This is a genomic window from Dysgonomonadaceae bacterium zrk40 (assembly GCA_016916535.1).
In the GTDB taxonomy this organism is placed as follows: Bacteria; Bacteroidota; Bacteroidia; order Bacteroidales; family Dysgonomonadaceae; genus Proteiniphilum.
The window spans coordinates 2,187,697-2,205,466 of the sequence record CP070276.1; the positions used below are offsets into that span (position 1 = coordinate 2,187,697).

13 protein-coding genes are annotated in these 17,770 nt (G+C 52.9%); 1 reads left to right on the forward strand and 12 read right to left on the reverse strand.

From position 1 onward, the window contains the following. The first annotated feature begins 35 nt into the window (after positions 1-35). Positions 36-1,541: an RNA methyltransferase gene (locus JS578_09245; GenBank protein QRX63061.1), complete on the forward strand. Its 1,506-nt coding sequence runs from the start codon at positions 36-38 to the stop codon at positions 1,539-1,541. A gap of 4 nt (positions 1,542-1,545) precedes the next feature. Here JS578_09245 and JS578_09250 read toward each other — a convergent pair whose 3' ends face one another. From JS578_09250 to JS578_09305, 12 genes are all read right to left on the reverse strand, one after another. After that, on the reverse strand, positions 1,546-2,643 hold the full coding sequence (locus JS578_09250; protein QRX63062.1) for an AMP-binding protein: 1,098 nt from the start codon (positions 2,641-2,643) through the stop codon (positions 1,546-1,548). Further along, positions 2,624-3,688: an o-succinylbenzoate synthase gene (locus JS578_09255; GenBank protein ID QRX63063.1), complete on the reverse strand. Its 1,065-nt coding sequence runs from the start codon at positions 3,686-3,688 to the stop codon at positions 2,624-2,626. Before JS578_09255 ends, JS578_09250 begins: the two co-directional genes overlap by 20 nt. A gap of 12 nt (positions 3,689-3,700) precedes the next feature. Next, complete coding sequence (menB, locus tag JS578_09260; protein QRX63064.1) at positions 3,701-4,522, reverse strand: 1,4-dihydroxy-2-naphthoyl-CoA synthase; 822 nt, start codon at positions 4,520-4,522, stop codon at positions 3,701-3,703. Next, a complete protein-coding gene (gene menD, locus JS578_09265; GenBank protein ID QRX63065.1) occupies positions 4,519-6,195 on the reverse strand; it encodes a 2-succinyl-5-enolpyruvyl-6-hydroxy-3-cyclohexene-1-carboxylic-acid synthase in 1,677 nt (558 codons plus the stop codon). Before menD ends, menB begins: the two co-directional genes overlap by 4 nt. A gap of 11 nt (positions 6,196-6,206) precedes the next feature. Beyond that, the gene (locus JS578_09270; protein QRX63066.1) at positions 6,207-7,295 is read right to left on the reverse strand and encodes an isochorismate synthase; all 1,089 of its coding nucleotides are present in this window, start codon (positions 7,293-7,295) and stop codon (positions 6,207-6,209) included. Beyond that, the gene (locus JS578_09275) at positions 7,292-7,732 is read right to left on the reverse strand and encodes a PaaI family thioesterase (GenBank protein ID QRX63067.1); all 441 of its coding nucleotides are present in this window, start codon (positions 7,730-7,732) and stop codon (positions 7,292-7,294) included. Before JS578_09275 ends, JS578_09270 begins: the two co-directional genes overlap by 4 nt. A 102-nt stretch (positions 7,733-7,834) precedes the next feature. Beyond that, positions 7,835-9,658 (reverse strand): family 43 glycosylhydrolase, encoded by a 1,824-nt coding sequence (locus JS578_09280; protein QRX63068.1) that lies wholly within the window; start codon positions 9,656-9,658, stop codon positions 7,835-7,837. Between the two features lie 5 nt (positions 9,659-9,663). Then, the gene (locus tag JS578_09285; protein QRX63069.1) at positions 9,664-11,223 is read right to left on the reverse strand and encodes a sulfatase; all 1,560 of its coding nucleotides are present in this window, start codon (positions 11,221-11,223) and stop codon (positions 9,664-9,666) included. Positions 11,224-11,242: 19 nt separating this feature from the next. Further along, positions 11,243-13,516 carry a beta-glucosidase BglX gene (gene bglX / locus JS578_09290; GenBank protein QRX64977.1) on the reverse strand — a complete coding sequence of 758 codons (2,274 nt, stop codon included), beginning with the start codon at positions 13,514-13,516 and terminating at the stop codon, positions 11,243-11,245. 144 nt (positions 13,517-13,660) lie between these two features. Continuing rightward, positions 13,661-15,022 (reverse strand): beta-glucosidase, encoded by a 1,362-nt coding sequence (locus tag JS578_09295; GenBank protein QRX63070.1) that lies wholly within the window; start codon positions 15,020-15,022, stop codon positions 13,661-13,663. Positions 15,023-15,075: 53 nt separating this feature from the next. Next, positions 15,076-16,047 carry a metallophosphoesterase gene (locus tag JS578_09300; protein ID QRX63071.1) on the reverse strand — a complete coding sequence of 324 codons (972 nt, stop codon included), beginning with the start codon at positions 16,045-16,047 and terminating at the stop codon, positions 15,076-15,078. A 76-nt stretch (positions 16,048-16,123) separates the two neighbouring features. After that, positions 16,124-17,767, reverse strand: a complete 1,644-nt coding sequence (locus JS578_09305) for a beta-glucosidase (GenBank protein QRX63072.1) — start codon at positions 17,765-17,767, stop codon at positions 16,124-16,126. Positions 17,768-17,770 lie beyond the last annotated feature (3 nt).

Below are 17,770 nucleotides of genomic sequence, written 5' to 3' on the forward strand. Positions count from 1 at the left end.
GTTATATTTGCAGCCGATTAATCCCAATAACTAGAATGATTGAATCCCAACGATTCTCACTGATTGCCAAAACCATGGCGGAACTTGAAGATGTTCTTGCCGAAGAACTGATCGCCCTTGGCGCTGACAACGTGGAGATAGGCACCCGAATGGTATCCTTTACCGGTGATAAGGCGCTGATGTACAAGGCCAATATCCATTGCCGGACTGCATTGCGCATCCTTAAACCAATCCATTCCTTTAAGGCGGAGAGTGCCGATGAGGTATACGAGGCGCTGAAACAGGTGAACTGGGAGGATTATCTTTCCCTGGATACCACTTTTTCGATTGATGCGGTGGTTTATTCCCACATTTTTACCCACTCGAAGTTCGTCGCCTATAAAGTGAAGGATGCCATCGCCGACTGGTTCATGGAGCGTTACGAAAAACGTCCCTCGGTGAGTCTCACCAACCCAGACATGGTGTTTAACATCCATATCTCTCATAACAAATGCACCCTCTCTCTCGATAGTTCGGGCGAGTCGTTACACAAACGAGGCTACCGTGTGGCACAGACCGAAGCACCAATTAGTGAGGTATTGGCCGCCGGCATGATCCTCAAGTCGGGCTGGCGTGGTGAGAGTACGCTGGTGGACCCCATGTGCGGGTCTGGCACCATACTGATTGAAGCGGCCATGATCGCCCTGGGAATTCCTCCGGGTATCCATCGCCAGCACTTCGGCTTTGAGAGATGGAAAGATTTTGATCAGGAACTCTTCAGTCAGATCTATAATGATGACTCGGGGGCGAAGGAGTTTAAACACCGCATCATCGGGTCCGACAGTTCACCCGTTGCAATTTCAGTTGCAGAGCGTAACATTAGAAACGCGGGACTTAAAAACAAGATAGAGCTCAGTGTAAAGCCTTTCCAGCAGTATACCGAAGCCCCTGCACCGGAGGGATTAGTGATCACCAATCCCCCTTACGGAGAACGAATCAAGGTGGATGAACTGGATGAACTCTACGGGATGATTGGTGAACGGTTGAAACATGTATTTACAGGGTTTAATGCCTACATCTTGAGCTACCGCAAGGAGTCGTTCGATGCCATCGGGCTGAAACATAATCGCCGCTTCTTTCTCTACAACGGAGCACTAGAGTGTGAGATGCGAGAGTATGAGATTTTCTCCGGCAAGCGTAAGGAACAATCTCGTGAGGAGCGTTCTCGCAATCGACGCGACGACGCCTTCCTGAAGGAGCGCAACTCCAGAGAGGGTTATCGCCGTTCGCGACGGGAGGAACGTGAAGAAAGAGAGGCACCCGCCGAGAAATCGGAGAGACGTTCATTTAATTCCGAACGCAAGCCTGCACGTCGCTCATCTGATGGAGAGCGTGATGGCAGACGATCATTTGGGAGGAGTGACGATAAGCCAAAGAGTATTCAGAAGAAACCCTACGGTAAACGTGAGGAGAATTCCTCACGTGACCAGAAAGGAGATGGGACAAAAAAAGTATTCCGGTTACGCCGGTCCCCCGGAAAGGGAGGCGACAGGGATTCTTAATGTATCAACCGTTTCCTGATAAATTACCCGGCATCGGAACTTGTTCCGATGCCATTTTTTTGGCCGCCTTTCGATCAGTCTTGCCGCTCCCGGTCAGCGGAATATGCTCCACTACAAGGATATGTTTCGGTTGCTCCAGGCGGGGAAGAAATAGTGAACATATTTCGCCGGCAGATGCGGGGTCTGAGTAAGGTGTGATTAGCAGTACCAGTACTTCTCCCAGCTTAGGGTCCGGCACAGAGGTGACCGCAAAGGGATAGCCCATATGGGGGCGCAGCACCTCCTCAATCGCTTCGATCTGTATCTTGATGCCTCCGCTGTTCACTACGTTGTCTTTTCTTCCCATAATGCGGAAGGAGCCATCAATCGCTATCTCCGCGATGTCGTTTGTGATCACCGGTACATCGGCCACCAGGGGGGCATCGATCAGTAACGTTCCCTCTTCCGTCATCTTCACCCGGACCCCAGGCAGAGGGATATATCCTTCAGTTGCCTCTTGGCCACTGATCCTACGCAGTGCGATATGGGATAGTGTCTCTGTCATCCCATAGGTGGAATATATCGGATGAGGGCAATCTTTTAAAACTCCTTCCAGTTGCGGGTCGATGGCACCTCCACCGATGATCAGTTTACCGATACCCAAGAGCCGCTCTCTCTCCTCTTCTCTTTCAAGGGAATTGTATACCTGCAGCGGCACCATCGCAGCAAAGTCGATCTGACCACCGATTCCAGCCAGAGGGCGACCAGAAGGCTCCGCCAGAAGCAGGTTGAGTCCCCCGTAAAGGGCACGCACCACCATCATCTTCCCGGCAATATATTCCAGCGGGAGGCAGAGCAGTGCTGTCTCATCCTCTTTCAGTTTCAGGTAGTGGCAGGTGATGGCCGCGCTCTGCATCATCTGCTCCTTCCGAACTGTGATCGCTTTCGGCTTGCCGGTCGAACCTGAGGTGTGCAGGGTTAGCAGCGGGGAGGGGGCATACCACTCTTTCAGGAAGAGGGCCAGCTGACGATGGAAAGGGGTGAGTGAGGCAAAAGAGGGAAGATTCTTACCTAAAAACGACTCATGCCGATAGCATACCCCCTCAATCGTGATGGAATTCATATGTTTGCAAGGGTTTATCGGGAAAAGTACCCGACGGGTTGAACCATAGATTGTCACCCCTGATCGACAACGGCAGAGGGATGTTATTGTGGTAAAGCGAACCGGTGCCGAGTCCCTGCGGCAGTTGATTGCCGAGGGTGGCGCACCATTGGGAGATGCTGTTGAGGCCGATATTGGACTCCAGGGCTGAGGTGATCCACCATCCGATCCCGAGTTCGGTAGCCAGTGTGATCCATTCATTGCAACCGCTGATACCGCCGTGCAGTGATGGCTTTAGGATGATGTAGTGCGGTCGGATCGTTTCCAACAACCTTCTCTTCTCCTCCGGCCGGTGGATGCCGATCAGTTCCTCATCGAGGGCGATGGGTAGGGGAGAGGTCTCACATAAACGGGTCATCCCTTCCCACAGTCCCGCCCTAATCGGTTGTTCGATGGAGTGGATATCCAGCGGGGCGAGCATTTGAAGCTTCTCATCAACCTCTCTGGGTGCAAAGGCACCGTTGGCATCCACGCGGAGGGTTATGGTTGGATGGTTGTTGCGGATGAACTGCAGCAGCTCCAGTTCCTGATCAAACCCTATGGCGCCAATCTTCAGCTTGATGCATTGGAACCCTTTTTGCAGCAATTTTTCTGCCTGTTGTTGCATCTCATCATAACTGCCCATCCAGATAAGTCCATTGATGGGGATTCCCTCCTCACCCCGGCTAAAAGGGCTCTCCAGAAGCTGCCACGAGTGCTGTTGGTAATGTTGTAGGGCGCTCTCCAGGCCAAAGAGAATGGAGGGGTATGGGCGTATTGGCTCAATGTCCAGTTGCTGCCACTCCTCCAGGATCCGGCAGAAATGGCTGAGCGTTTCCGCATAGCGGGCATTGTAGTCGCAGCTCAGACCTGGCAGCGGTGCGCACTCGCCGATACCGATATGGGTTGGATCTTCATTGTCGTGTAGCACTACATACCATACCCGGTGCTCGCGGTAGACCCCTCGGGAAGTGCCGGCAGGCTGCTTGAAGCGAAGAGTGTAGGGAATGATCTCGGTAGTGAACACGTTCTTTGCAGGTTAGGGTAGTTTAGGGAATTTTTTGAAATTGGGTTTCCGTTTCTCCAGGAAGGCCTGTTTCCCCTCCTGTGCTTCCTCTGTAAGATAGTAGAGCATGGTGGCATCTCCAGCCAGTTCCTGGATGCCTGCCTGCCCGTCCAGCTCGGCGTTGAGGCCCGCCTTGATCATACGCAGCGCCAGGGGGCTGTGCTGCATCATCGTCTCTGCCCACTCCACCACCTCATCCTCGAGTTGGTCGAAGGGCACCACCTTGTTCACCAGCCCCATCTCGAGTGCTTCCTGCGCGTTGTACTGGCGGCAGAGGAACCAGATTTCACGTGCTTTCTTCTGTCCCACGATGCGGGCCAGGTAAGAGGAGCCAAAGCCGGCGTCAAAGCTTCCCACACGGGGCCCTGTCTGACCGAAGATGGCATTCTCGGAGGCAATGGAGAGGTCGCACACCACGTGCAGGACATGTCCGCCGCCGATTGCGTAGCCATTCACCATGGCGATCACCGGCTTGGGGATGGAGCGGATTTGTTTCTGTACATCGAGCACGTTGAGGCGCGGCACGCCATCCTTACCGATGTAACCTCCCTTCCCCTTCACGTTCTGGTCGCCACCGGAGCAAAAGGCCTTGTCGCCGGCGCCGGTGAGCACCACCACGTTCACCTCCTCCATCTCGCGGCAGATGCGAAGAGCATCGCTCATCTCTGTGGTGGTGGTAGGTGTGAAGGCGTTGCGGTAGCGGGGGCGGTTGATGGTGATGCAGGCGATACCGTTGTAAAAATCAAACAAGATATCTTCATATTCCTTGATGGGGGTCCATTCTCTCTTTGTCATTTTCTATTGTGTTTGAATTGTTCGTAATAGGATGCGATCACTTGTCGGTTCTCCTCTATCGAGGTGAAGACCTCCAGTAAAACAGGTTGCTCCCCTTCCCTGTTCATGAAGAGGGGCAATTGTTGCTGCAGTTCCTCTCCGTTACGGGCCGTCATTACGCGGAAACCCTGTTGTTCCGCCCATCTGCATGCCTCGGTGTGGTGTGCTGTCGCCACGTAGTCGTCCAGCGCTTCCGACCGGTTTAATCCCGGCAGGGTATGGAAAATGCCGCCTCCGCCGTTGTTGTTCAGCAGGATGCGCAAATTCGGAGAGAGGTGGCGATTCCAGAGAGCATTCATGTCGTAGAAGAAGCTTAGGTCACCCGTCAGCAGGAAGGTGAGCCGTCCCGAGGCTGCAGCATAACCTACTGCGGTGGAGAGCGATCCCTCGATGCCATTGGTGCCCCGGTTGCAGAAAAGTTCCACATCGGCAGGGGGGGTGAACAGCTGGGTCTGGTAGACTGCCTGGCTGTTGGCCAGGTGAAGGGCCGCTCCCACAGGTAACTGTTCCAGGAAGCTCCCAGTTACAGCAAGGTCGGAGAAGAGAGCCCTGGGTGGAGTGATTGTCGCAGCTGCATTGATCCAGTCTTGCCGGAACCTATTGCTGCACCTGTTGGCCGGTCTTGCTGCCAGCCGTTGCAGAAAAACAGCAGGCTCGCACCGAATGAGCTCGGTCACCTTCTGAAAGGTGTCAGTCACCTCCCCTGAGGGGGTGAGGTGCCATAGCTCCCTGATTTCCGCCTTTCGGACGAAATGCTTCAATCGCTTGGATGTGAGATGCCCCCCTAGTGTGATGACTAGTTCTGGTGTCAGTTCCTGTTGCTTCTCCTCGTCTACGCTTCGTAACAGGGCATCATAGCGGTGTATCATAGTGGCGGGAATGTTGGAGAGTCGGTCAACCAGCAGCACCACCCCTTGTTCCTCTGACAGTTTTTGCAGGGATTCTGAGAGTCCGTGACCAGGGGGCAGTTGCCCCACGATGATCATCTTCCTCTCAGTTTTCCGGAACCGAACGAAATAATCCTCTTCCACATCCCGCGGAAGCGTGTAAATCGTTCTTGACCGGCGGATCACTCTTACTATCGGCAGTTGCTCACTGTTGAAAGAGAAGAGCGGCTCCGAGAGGGGGATGTTGATGTGTGCCGGACCGTAGATGCCATCATTGTTGATGGCCAGGATGGCCTCGTTGATCAGCCGGTTGCAGTGCCACTCCTCCTCTTCGTCTTTCACCTCGGGGAGTTGTACCGAACGACGAACCATTGAGCCGAACATTTTCTCCTGGGGGATGGTCTGCCCATCCATTTGCCCGACCCATGCCTGAGGGCGGTCGGCGGTGATCACCAGTAGCGGGAGTTGTTGATAGTAGGCCTCTGCGACTGCGGGTCCCAGGTTGAGTGCCGCGGTTCCGGAGGTACAGCACACTACCACCGGCTGTTGCACTGCCTGTGTGACACCCAAGGCGAAAAAGCCGGCACTCCGTTCATCCACTACACTGTAACAGGTGAAGTCACTGTCCCCCGCGAAGGAGTGAATCAGTGGTGCATTGCGTGAGCCAGGGGAGAGCACCACCCGGGTGATACCATGTGCCTTGAGCAAGGCTGTCAATTGCAATACACTTTTTTTGTCTGAGTACATGATTTCAGCGATTAAATGATACTCCCCATCGTTCCTATCTTCTGCTCTGTCTCTTTCCACTCCTCCCTGCAGCTGGAGGAAGCCAGTAAGCCGCTGCCGGCAAAGAGGGTGAGCCTGTTTTTGCCGATTTGCATGCAGCGCAGGTTGACGTAGAGGGTGGTCTCCGCCTCCCGGTCTAACATCCCCAGGAAACCGGTGTAGTAGCGACGGTCATACCCCTCATGATTCTGTATGAAGTCGAAAGCATCTTCCTTTGGCAGCCCGGATACAGCAGGGGTGGGGTGGAGAGCCTGCAGCAGCGATCCTATCGCTGTCTCCGCAGGCAGTTCAAAGCGGATATCGGTCTTCAGGTGGGCTAAGTTACCCGCCCGTGCGGTATAGGGACCGTGAATCTCGGGGGTAATCCGGAAAGAGGTGAGTTGCCGTAGCAAGTAGGAGGTGACCAAGTGCTGCTCACGCAGGTTCTTGTCGTCCCACGAAACATGCCCTGAACGGGGATAGCGGGTGCCCGCCAGGGCAACGGTCTGCCAGTTGTTCTCTTTACCGGTGAGGATAATCTCGGGTGTACTCCCCAGCCAAGTACCACTCTCCGGTGTATGGAAGAGATAAACACAGGAGCGTTCATATTTTTGTGCTGCCCGCCAGAAGGTGCGCCCCGGCGAGAAACCTTTCCGGCGCACCACGCACTTACACCGGGAGAGCACCACCTTCTCCAACCTGCCGCTCAGCAGCGGTTGCATGAATTGCAGGAAACGTTCCCGGTAATCAATTTTGCCACCGTGGACTCTCTCAGGGTCATTCGTTTTTTTGGTTTCTTCGAACTGTTCAGATGCAGGAGTCACCAGTAGGTCGGAGAGTTGGGGCATCACTGTCTGGTCTGCACGAATCACCAGCAGCGGTGAGGAGGGGGTGATTCGGAAAGGAGCCACCACGAACCCTTTCTGGTCGTTCAGTGACTCCAAATCCTGCAGTCGCAGAGGAGTGCCACTCTGCTGCATCACAAAGCGAGGTTCCGTTTCTCCGGGGAGTCGGCAGATGGCAAAGGAGGCATCCCGTTCAATCAGTGCATCCAGGATCAGATGCTTCTCTTCGTCACTCATCGTCTTTTCAATATGCTGTTGACCACCCGTACGGTGGAGATTATTCTTCCGTCTCCGGCGGTGACATCGATGTTCCAGATATGGATGGTTCGTCCCTGCTGTAGTATGGTTCCCACGGCATGTACGGTTTCACCCTCCCTTGCCGGGGAGAGATGGTTGCCGCTCACCTGGATGCCGGCAGGTACCTCGCCCTCGCCGCATAGCATCAGTGATCCTTGTCCTGCCACAGTCTCTGCCAGTGCCAGAGTGGCTCCCCCGTGCAGTATCCCGAAGGGTTGGCACACTTTTTTCTCGACCCCCATCACTGCCTCGCAGCGACCCTTGGAGAGTAAGGTAAAGTGTATCCCCAGCGAGGCCATGAGGGTGCCCCGGTTCCCTTCGTTGATACGCTCCAGGGTGATCTCATCCGGAGAGGGATTTTGTATCTTTTCGTTCATGCTTATGTTGTTTGTTGCCTACAAAAATAGTCAATCAATTGGCATGAACCTCATAAGAATCTTTAAAAAGTGTGGGGAGCCTTCCGCCCTCTCCACTCACTTTCAGTTTTTGGTCTGTGGTGAGATACCGTTCTCGTTGAACGCCTCAATAGCGAAATGATATTCCACCCCTTTGTTAAGAGCACGTAGCTCATAGGCTGTCTTGCCGTAGATCATCACCGAATTATTCAGTTTGTCCGGTTCAATGCCCCAATAAAGCACATACCCCATCGCATCTTTTACTGGATCCCAGCTGATGTCAGCGTTTCTTGCATCGGTCTGTCGCACAGCCTTGAATGAGCTCGGTGGGGAAGGTTTTTCTCCTTTGCCGTCGCCGAAGACGCGAAACTCACCGATGCCGAGGTAGCGGTTGGGGAAATATTTGTTGGTGAAGCGGATATAACGTCCTTCTACCGGCTCTTCCAGTTCGACATAAGCGTGGGGACGGTCCTCGTTGTTCTCCGAGTAGTCGACGGTGGTTCGCCATTCGTTCCCGTCGATCGAGGTCTCGATCACGAACTGTTGCCGCAACGTGTCGGGTTTACCGAAAATGGTGGCGTTGAAATCTTGGAAGTTCAATTGAATGGCTCTTAAGGTCATTTTACGACCCAGGTCCATTTCGAAGCGAAGGGTGTCGCTGTTGTTCTCTGCTACCCAGAGGGTGCGGATGTTCTCATCATTGATCTTCCCGATGCTGTAGTCAGCAACCTCCTGTTCCGGCAAGTATCCCTTTTCATCTTCATCCGCCACGTTTCGATGTACACCGGTCAGCACCGAGTTGCTCTTCACCGGTTTATCCTTTGAGAGCAGCATCCATCCAGTGAAGCGATGTTTGTGATCATCCACCTCTACATCGGGCAGGTAGTGGGGGTAATCGCCATAAGCAGTGTTGACATACATCTGTCCGTTCTCCTCAAAGCCGGCGGGGTACATACCTAACCGGCGTTCAAACTTGTAGTTAACCGAGATGGCCATGGTGGAGAAGTGCCAGTGATTCCCATGGTTATCCATTACCGCGCTGCCGTGACCCGATCCGTTGAGAAAACCGCCCGGCTTATATGCCACCGGGTTGTAGGGGGCATAGGAGAAGGGCCCCAGGGGGTTGTCGGAAGTATACACCCCATCAGCATAGACATTCCACTGCGTGCCTGGGGCACCATACATAAGGTAGTAGGTGCTGTCATGCTTCACCATCCAAGGTCCCTCAATGAAAGGCGCTACGTCGGAGCGGTGATCCTGCCCGAAGCGCTCCCATCCGTGGTTGTCGGGATCGAGTTTGAAAAGATCGACCTGTTCTCCTTTCGGGATGAAGTAGTTCTCGGCATCGAGCTCCACACCCCTGATGGGCCATCGGTTGGAAGACTCCTCAAACAGGTAAACCCTGCCATCTGTATCCACAAAGAGATTGGGGTCCTGTATTCCACCCGGTGGGTTGATTACGGCATAATTTGTTTTCCAACTTCCCAAATCTGGATTATCCGTTTCAATTATGGGACCATAACCTGAGGGATCACCATATGCGATGATTTTATCATCATTTACTGCTGCGGCTGGAGCATTGGAGCCACTGAAATACCAGTTCTGTGGGCGAATAAATCTCCATTTGCTCATATCCTCTGATACCCAGTAGCCATGGGAGCGTGTGACAAACAGGTAGTACTTACCCTTGAAGTTTACGACCGCCGGATCTGCTCCAGAGCGGTAGGATACATCCCTCTCTGCGCGATAGTGCGACATGTAAGTGTAGTCGATGTCTATCGGGTTGCAGTAGGTGGACTGGCTTCTATCTGCTGTTGCCATCGGTTTGATTTCCTGCCGCTCGGTGTCGCAGGAGAGTTGTATAATCGCTATCAGTAGAATCAGGGGAATGACGAAGGTTTGTTTCATAGGTTTCATTTTATTCCAGGTTGTAGATGGTCTGGGGGCACATCACACGTTGCCTGCAGTTTTTTCAGCTCATGCTTCAGTTGGCGGGTAATCTGTTCTGTGCCTTTCTCGCCGTAGAGGTTATTGATCTCAAGTGGGTCGTTCTGTTGGTCGTAGAGTTCCCACTTCTGTTCCCCGTAGAAGTGGATCAGTTTGTAGCGTGTCGTTTTTATACCGTAGTGGGCACGGACGCTGTGGAAGCCGGGGTATTCGTAGTAATGATAATAAAGAGAATTTCGCCATTCCTCAGGCGTTCGGCCTGTTTCGACCAATTTTCTGAAAGACTCACCCTGAATATCTTCCGGTATGTCAATGCTGCAGAAGTCGAGAAGGGTGGGGGCAAAGTCGATGTTCTGTGTCAATCCCTCAACCTGTGTGCCCGGCTGGATATGCTCCTTGTACTGCATCAGAAGGGGCATTCCGAATGACTCTTCGTACATGAATCGCTTGTCGAACCAGCCATGCTCACCCAGATAGAATCCCTGGTCACTGCTGTATATGATGAGGGTATTTTCGTCCAGTCCGGTTGCTTCCAAGTAGTCGAGTAACTGTCCCACGCTTTCATCCACCGCCCGGATGGTTGCCAGGTAATCCTGCAGGTAACGTTGATACTTCCACTGGGCAATCTCCTTTTCGGTCATCGGAATGGTATGAAAGGCATTGTTACGCTTCCGGTAGGCAGCGAAGAATCGTTGCTGCTCGCCGGGAGTCATAGTGCCCAAAAAGGCATGGGGCCAGGGGTCGTAGAGCAGGCTGTCGCTGTCAACACCGTTCACCATCTTCAGGTCGTGTCCCTCATACATGTCGCGGTAGATGTTCATCTCTTGGTGAGCCGCTGCAAAGCGTCCCTCATAATCGTCGAAATAGCTCTCGGGTAGCGGGAAGGTGACATCCTCGTAGAGGTGGTAATGTCGCTCTGCCGGCACCCAGTTGCGGTGGGGTGCCTTGTGGTTCATCATCAGGAAGAATGGTTTGTCATCATCTCTTGTCTGCAGCCATTGTTTGGTGAAGGTGGTAATCAGGTCGGTTACATAACCGGCATACTGCACAGTATCGTTCTCCGTGATGAAGTCCGGGTTGTAATATTCCCCCTGGTCGTTCAGGATCATCCAGTGGTCGAAGCCGGTAGGTTTAGAGATAAGGTGCCACTTGCCGATAAGCGCTGTCTCGTAGCCATGTTCCTGTAGGATCTTGGGAAGCGTCTGCTGAGAACCATCGAACGCCCTGTTCCAATTGGCGAGGAAGCCGTTCTTGTGGCTGTGCTTGCCGGTTAGGATGCTGGCACGGCTGGGACCTGAGATGGAGTTGGCGCAGTAGTTGTTCCGGAAGATAGCACCATGGCGGGCAATCCGATCGATGTTGGGTGTAGGTGCCAACTCCGAGATAGGATGTCCATAGGCGCTGATAGCTTGGGTAGCATGGTCGTCGCTAAGGATGAAGATGATGTTGGGGCGGTGCTCTGTTTGCTGTGCCATTGCCGTCAAAGCCGTCAAGGCCAGTGTCCCTATGGTGAGATTTCTCTTCATTGTTGCGTTGTTTTACTCTTTACTCAACTGAAAATGTAGCTTCATTCTCATTGTCATTGGAGCTCTGGGCTACCCATAACTTAAAGTTTCCTGGCTCGGTCTTTTTCTGCATATCGATGCCATAGAAGGCCAGCTCTTCGGAGCGTAGTTCAAAAGTGACCTGCTTGTGTTCTCCCGCCTTCAGCGCGATCTTCTGAAAACCTTTCAATTCCTTCACCGGACGGGTGACGCTTCCTACCAGATCGCGTACATAGAGTTGTACTACCATCTCACCATCCATTTCGCCACTGTTAAGTACGGTGGCAGTGATAGTGATCATGTCACTGTCTGCTTTCATGGAAGGTTTGTCGAGTATCAGGTCGCTGATGGCATAGCTGGTGTAACTGAGTCCATAGCCAAAGGGGTAAAGCGGGGTGATGGAGCTGTCGAGGTAGTTCGACTTGTAGTCGACCCGCTCATCGTTCAGGTCTACCGGACGGCCGGTGTTCTTGCGGTTGTAGTAGATGGGAATTTGTCCCACATTTCGGGGAAACGACATCACCAGTCGTGCCGAGGGATTGTAATCACCGGCTATTACATCAGCAATGCCGTGACCACCTTGTGTCCCTGGGAACCAAGCCTGCAAGATGGCATCCATCTCTTCATTCTCCCTCGATAGGTCGAGGGGTCGACCACTCAAATTGACCAGTACAATCGGCTTTCCTGATTCTTTGAGGGCCTCCAGCAACTGGCGCTGTGCCTCTGGTAGGCGGATGTCGGTGCGTACAGCAGCTTCGCCAGACCAATGGAAGCTCTCTCCCACAGCTGCAATTACGATATCAGCTCTGCGTGCAGCGGAGACCGCATCGGCAATTCTTTGGGGAGTGGTTTCATCAATCGATGCCCCCTCCGCATAAATCAATTTTACAGCACTCTCCTTATATTTCTCGGTAAGTCCCTTGAGAATGGGAACGCTATTGTTGCGGTCTCCCAATCCGGCCCATTCACCATTGAGGTTAATGGAATCGTTCATTAGAGGCCCCACCAAAGCAAGGGTGACCGCTTTCTCTTTCGTGATGGGAAGGATGGTATGCTCGTTCTTCAATAGCACCACCGAAGCGGCTACGGCCTTACGCGCTGTCTCCAGAAACTCAGGTGTCATGCTGTTTTGTCTTGCTCGCTCTTCATTGAGGTAACGGTAGGGGTCATCAAAGAGCCCCAGCAGGAACTTCATCTCAAGGATGCGGCGGGCAGCGTTGTCGATGGTCTGTACCGGCACATTACCCTCTTCCACCGATTTACTGAGATACTTGATGAAGCTGGCACCTGTCATATCCATGTCGATGCCCGCATTTACCGCCAGCTCGGCAGCATGCTGTTCATCCTCCGCAAATCCGTGGAGTACCAGCTCGTTGACTCCAGTATAGTCGCTAACCACGAAGCCCGTAAAACCCCACTCACCACGCAGGATATCGGTCATTAGCCACCGGTCGCCGGTAGCGGGTACACCGTTAATCTCGTTGAACGATGCCATGAATGTGCCCACCCCTGCATTTGCAGCTGCCTCATATGGGGGCAGGTAAATGTTGCGCAGGGTGTGCTCGGAGAGCTCGGCGGTGTGGTAGTCCCTGCCTGCTTCAGCCGCACCGTAGGCTGCCAGGTGCTTGCCCGTAGCCAGTAGGGTATGCAGCTCACCCAATGCTTTTCCTTCGGCACCTCCCTGGAAGCCGATGACACGTGCTTCGGCGACCCTGCTGCCCAGGTAGGGATCTTCGCCGGCACCCTCCATTACACGGCCCCAGCGGGCATCGCGGCCGATGTCAACCATCGGTGCGAAGGTCCAGTTGATACCGTCGGAGGCTGCCTCAATGGAAGCGATTTCAGCGGTTCGGCGCATCATCTCCAGGTCCCATGAGCAGGCTTCCGCCAAGGGTATTGGGAAGATGGTCTTGTAGCCGTGGATCACATCCTGTCCGAAAAGGATGGGAATCCCCAGCCGGGTAGAGTCGACCGCAATTTGTTGCATGTTCCGAATTCCCTCCACCGAGGTGGCGTTGAAGATACTGCCTATCAACCCTTTTTCCAGGTAGGGTTTAAAGTCGTCAGACATCACCGGCCCGGTGATGGACCAGTTGGCAGAGAACTGGGTCATCTGTCCGATCTTCTCCTCCAGGGTCATTAGTTTCAACAGGGAGTCAACGCGCCTCTCCACCTCTTTGTCGCCGCTGTAACTGACCCACCTGCCGGTACCGGATCTGTTGGATGTGGGTGAACAGCTGTTGGTAAAGAGCATTAGCACTACTATCCATACCATTGGAATTGCAATTTTATTCATATTTTTCTCTCTTTTTATGTTGTTTTTTGTCCTGTGATCCTGCTTCTATTTTTATTGTTTTTGAACAGCTAACTTCAATCTTTTTTAACCTACGGTCTGATCAACCTTCCAATCTCAGAAATCTTATTTGAATTCTAGCTTCTTTAGGCCTTCCTGAACCTCTGGTGCACCCATAAAAAGGTTCCATAGCAGTCCGCTGCGGTGGTTCTCGATCATCGGGGCGATGGTGAGTTGGTCGATGGCGAGATAGCGTTGTGGGTACCACTCATGTTCGATGCTGAAGGCATCGTAGAAGCCATATTTTCCCCAGATGCTGTCTCCCAGTTCGAAGTAGAAATGTTTCAATGCCTTCATCGACTCTTCAGGTGTGTAAGGGAAGCTGGAGAGTGCTGCCGTGGGGGTGATCACTCCACGGTCGTTCTCCATTGGCTTGTGGCCGGTGTACCCTTCCACCGAGTAACTTGCGGTGAGTCCCCAGCAGGCATCGCTGTATCCTTTGAACCCTTTTGGGTTCTGCGCACAATAGGCATGATTGATCAGAGTATGATTGCGGTTCAGCTCCCAGTAGTCGGCATACCGGTCGCTCAGTCCCTTCGGACTGAGACCTATGTAGGAGTAGTGTGACCAGAAGAGTGGACCGCCATATACCTCAGCTCCGTTGTGTCGGAGAATCAGAGGATAGCCAAAGGCACTTTTGCTGCTTTTAATCTCACCTCCCCGTGCCCACCCGTTGTGGTATGCCGATGCCGGGATGGGATGGGTGGGTGAGGAAGCTGCCAGGATATAGGTGATGAGGCACTCGTTGTATCCCTCCAATGGGAAGTTCATCTCCCAGCCGTAGTCAGGACTCCAGTGCCAGTAGAGTACATCCTGCCCGTTGAGGTGCCAGTCCCATTCCATCTCCCGCCAGAGGATGTCGATCTTGGCAGCGAGTGCCTGCTCTACCGGGTTACCATTCTTGAAATACTCACGTACGATGAGTAGTCCCTGCATCAGAAAGGCGCTCTCCACCAGGTCTCCGCCGTTGTCTTTCTTGCTGAAGGGTTTTGTCTTTCCGGTGGAACCCTCCAACCAGTGGGGCCATATCCCGTGGAAACGGTCGGCAGTAGCCAGAAAATCGGCAATTGTATGCAACCGCTCCACACCCTCTTCACGGGGAATGAATCCTCGTTCAATGCCGACAATCAGTCCTGCCAGGCCGAAACCGCTGCCGCCCGTGGTCACCACAGAAGCATCGTTTTGTGGGTAGTTGCCGTCGATGTGAATCCGTTCTCGAGCCAGTCCGGAGGTGGGCTCTGCACCTTCCCACATATAGTTGAGATGGCTGTGCTGGATGTAATTGAGCAGCTCTTCATCCGATGCGAATGTGATCGTTCGTCTCTCTTCCGGGGAGGCTGTTTTTTTTCTGTTGTTGTTGCCACAGGCAGTGAAGAAGAGAGTGGCCGTAATAATCATTGCCAGTGTCGTGTATAAACCTTTTTTCATTTGCATCTATCTCTTTATATAGTTTGATTGATGGATTGAGAGAACATATACATTCAGTGTCTTTTCTGCCGATCGTTCAGTTTCAGATCAGTGAAAATAAAATTGTGCACCGGAGATGGATGATATTTGTCTTCCAGTGTAGAATAGGTTTTCACCTCCAGCGTTCCTTTCTTCCGGTCAAAGGTGACAATCCGCAGGTAACCGTTGCCTCCTTTTTCTGAGCCCTTCACTCCTCTTTGATAGTTTGCCAACATTTGATACACCTTGTTCCCCTGTTTGCCGTTGCTCACAAGGGTGCCTACTCCTTCGTTGAGAACATGTCCACAAAACAGGGCCACGATATTGGGATGATTAGATGCAAATTTCTCCCATATTTGTGCCCCATCGTTGACAGTACGGGTGGTGTCTTTTCCAATTCCGTAGGATTGCGGTCGCCACCAGTCACCATTGTCAAGCAGTGTACTGTCGCTGTAGAGATAGGCATGCGTGTTGACGATTATCCATTTATCCCGATTCTCTTCAGCCACCCTGTTTGCCCAGTCGAGGACATCATCAGATGGGCCGAACTCAAGACTCATAATAAGCCACTCTTTACCTCCCGCACGAAGCGTGATGTAATGGTTGTCAATAGTCATCTGATCATGACTCCCTCCCCACTCTTTTTTCGTTTTGAAGCGGCTCACCGGGAAGAACCTGTTGGCCAGTGAGGTGTCGTGTTGATCAGCAAATAGACCCGGTTTACTTCCCATGTCGTGGTTACCCAGTGAAAAGGTGTAAGGTAACGCAATTTCTTCGATATCGGAAAAGTAGCGGGAGAGCAGCATCCACTCCACGGGATGGTTATCCTGTGTAAGGTCCCCCACATGAATAAGGGCATCTATCATGTTGTGGTTGTCGGAAATCCAGTTGAACTGTGATTCCAATACTTCCGGGTAGGCTTCCAGATATGTTTGTGTATCGGGGAGCACTACAAAAAGCGCTTTGTGGGAACGGCACGAGATGAATACCCACAGTGACAACGACATTAAAATCAGATATGTAATTTTATTTTTCAATTTATTTAATTTAATCAGCTATTAATTCACTGGACAGTTTCCTGTATTACCAAAGAAATCCCAGCAGGGTAAGTCCCCATTTAATTTCATCGTCGTTCATCAGTAGGTCCCATAGTAGTCCGCTCCTGTGGTTCTCAATCATCAGGATGATCGGTCCCTGGTTGATGGCGAGTTGTTGATTGGTGAACCATCTCTCCGAGAGGTTGAATGCATCGGTAAAGCCATAATCAGTCCAAATCCTGTCTCCCAGCTTGTAGTAGAAGAAGTGGAGTGCTCTCATCGATTCTTCCGGCGTGTAGGGTATAGAGGAGAGCGCTGCTGTGGGTGCTATTACACCACGGTCGTTGGAGGGTGAGTGCGCGCTGTAACCCTTGTCGCCGTCACAGGCGGTAAGTCCCCAGCACTCTTTGCCATAGCCGTAGTAGCCATTAGGATTTGCCACACAATGGTTGTAGTTGATGAGGGCATGGTTCCTGTTCTGTTCCCAGTAGTCGGCATAACGGTCGCTCAACCCCTCTGGGCGAATGCCCAGGAAGGAGTAGTGGGCGAAGAAAAGTGGTCCTCCCTGTGGTGGTCCCAGCGGAAGCCGATACCCGTAGTAAGTGGCGTTGTTGGTCATGTTGCCGCCACGTGCCCATCCATGCTCATACATCTCCCTGTTGATTGCGTGCGAAGGGGAGGAGGTGGCGAGCAGGTAGACGATCAGACTCTCGTTCCATCCGCTGATGGGCAAGTTCTTCTGCCATCCGTATGTGGGGCTCCAATGCCAGTAGAGCACCTGTTCCTCTCCTTTGTGAAACCAGTCCCATTCAACCGCTTCCCACAGTCGGGTGATCACCTCCCTCAGGGTTGTTTCCTCCGGCGTGGTGCGGTTGAAGTACTGCCTGGCAGTGAGCAGTCCCTGCATAAGCAGCGCGGTCTCCACCAGGTCGGCTCCATCATCATAGGTGCTGAAAGGGATTGTTTCACCCGTCTCACCATGGATCCAATGGGCAAAGGCACCGTGGTACCTGGTGGCTTTCTGCTCTAGGAAGGTGGCGATCTGCTGCACCTGTTGGAGTGCCTCTTCCCGGGTTATAAATGCTCTTTCGGTCGCGACTATCATTGCCATCACGCCAAAACCGGTACCACCGGTGGTGACGGTGTTACCCGAACTAGTCCGTTCGCGGGCCATGCCACTCACTGGGTGGGCGAATTCGCGGAAATAGCGGAAAGTATGTCGCTGTACCAGTGTCAGCAGCTCCTCGTCAGGAATGCGAGAGAACTTGTCGGTACTGTCCAGACCCGTGGTGAGCGGGAAAATCTTTCCCGTGGTGATCCTACTGCCGGAAAGGGCTCTCAGGCCGTTGTGTATCTCGAGGCGATAGTCGCTGAAGGCAACCAGTCTGTTCACCGCTTCGATATGGAGTTCCGACTGGTCCGGGGTGAAGTGAAGTTCTATCCTTTCACCACTCTTGTGCTGCAGGGTAATGTTGGCTTCCATCGTGACAGGGTCAACCGGTTCCGAAAAACGAAAGGTGACCACCAGTGAGGGGTCCAGGTGATGGTAGGAGTGAGCATCCGCCACCTCACCGATCCGAATGGTCTCCAGATGGAAAAAGGCGGGTGGCGGTTGTTCGTCGCTACTGCCACAACCCCAGAGGAGGATGGAGCAGAGGATGCCTGTCCATATACCAATTGCTCTGTTCATTTT

Excerpts from the sequence above, each read along its gene's own strand:
- bglX (QRX64977.1), bottom strand. The coding sequence starts at position 13,516 with ATGGTATGGATAGTAGTGCTAATGCTCTTTACCAACAGCTGTTCACCC.
- menD (QRX63065.1), bottom strand. The coding sequence starts at position 6,195 with ATGTACTCAGACAAAAAAAGTGTATTGCAATTGACAGCCTTGCTCAAG.
- JS578_09285 (QRX63069.1), bottom strand. The coding sequence starts at position 11,223 with ATGAAGAGAAATCTCACCATAGGGACACTGGCCTTGACGGCTTTGACG.
- JS578_09275 (QRX63067.1), bottom strand. The coding sequence starts at position 7,732 with ATGAACGAAAAGATACAAAATCCCTCTCCGGATGAGATCACCCTGGAG.
- JS578_09300 (QRX63071.1), bottom strand. The coding sequence starts at position 16,047 with ATGTCGTTGTCACTGTGGGTATTCATCTCGTGCCGTTCCCACAAAGCG.
- JS578_09245 (QRX63061.1), top strand. The coding sequence starts at position 36 with ATGATTGAATCCCAACGATTCTCACTGATTGCCAAAACCATGGCGGAA.
- JS578_09270 (QRX63066.1), bottom strand. The coding sequence starts at position 7,295 with ATGAGTGACGAAGAGAAGCATCTGATCCTGGATGCACTGATTGAACGG.
- JS578_09250 (QRX63062.1), bottom strand. The coding sequence starts at position 2,643 with ATGAATTCCATCACGATTGAGGGGGTATGCTATCGGCATGAGTCGTTT.
- JS578_09305 (QRX63072.1), bottom strand. The coding sequence starts at position 17,767 with ATGAACAGAGCAATTGGTATATGGACAGGCATCCTCTGCTCCATCCTC.
- JS578_09295 (QRX63070.1), bottom strand. The coding sequence starts at position 15,022 with ATGAAAAAAGGTTTATACACGACACTGGCAATGATTATTACGGCCACT.
- menB (QRX63064.1), bottom strand. The coding sequence starts at position 4,522 with ATGACAAAGAGAGAATGGACCCCCATCAAGGAATATGAAGATATCTTG.
- JS578_09280 (QRX63068.1), bottom strand. The coding sequence starts at position 9,658 with ATGAAACAAACCTTCGTCATTCCCCTGATTCTACTGATAGCGATTATA.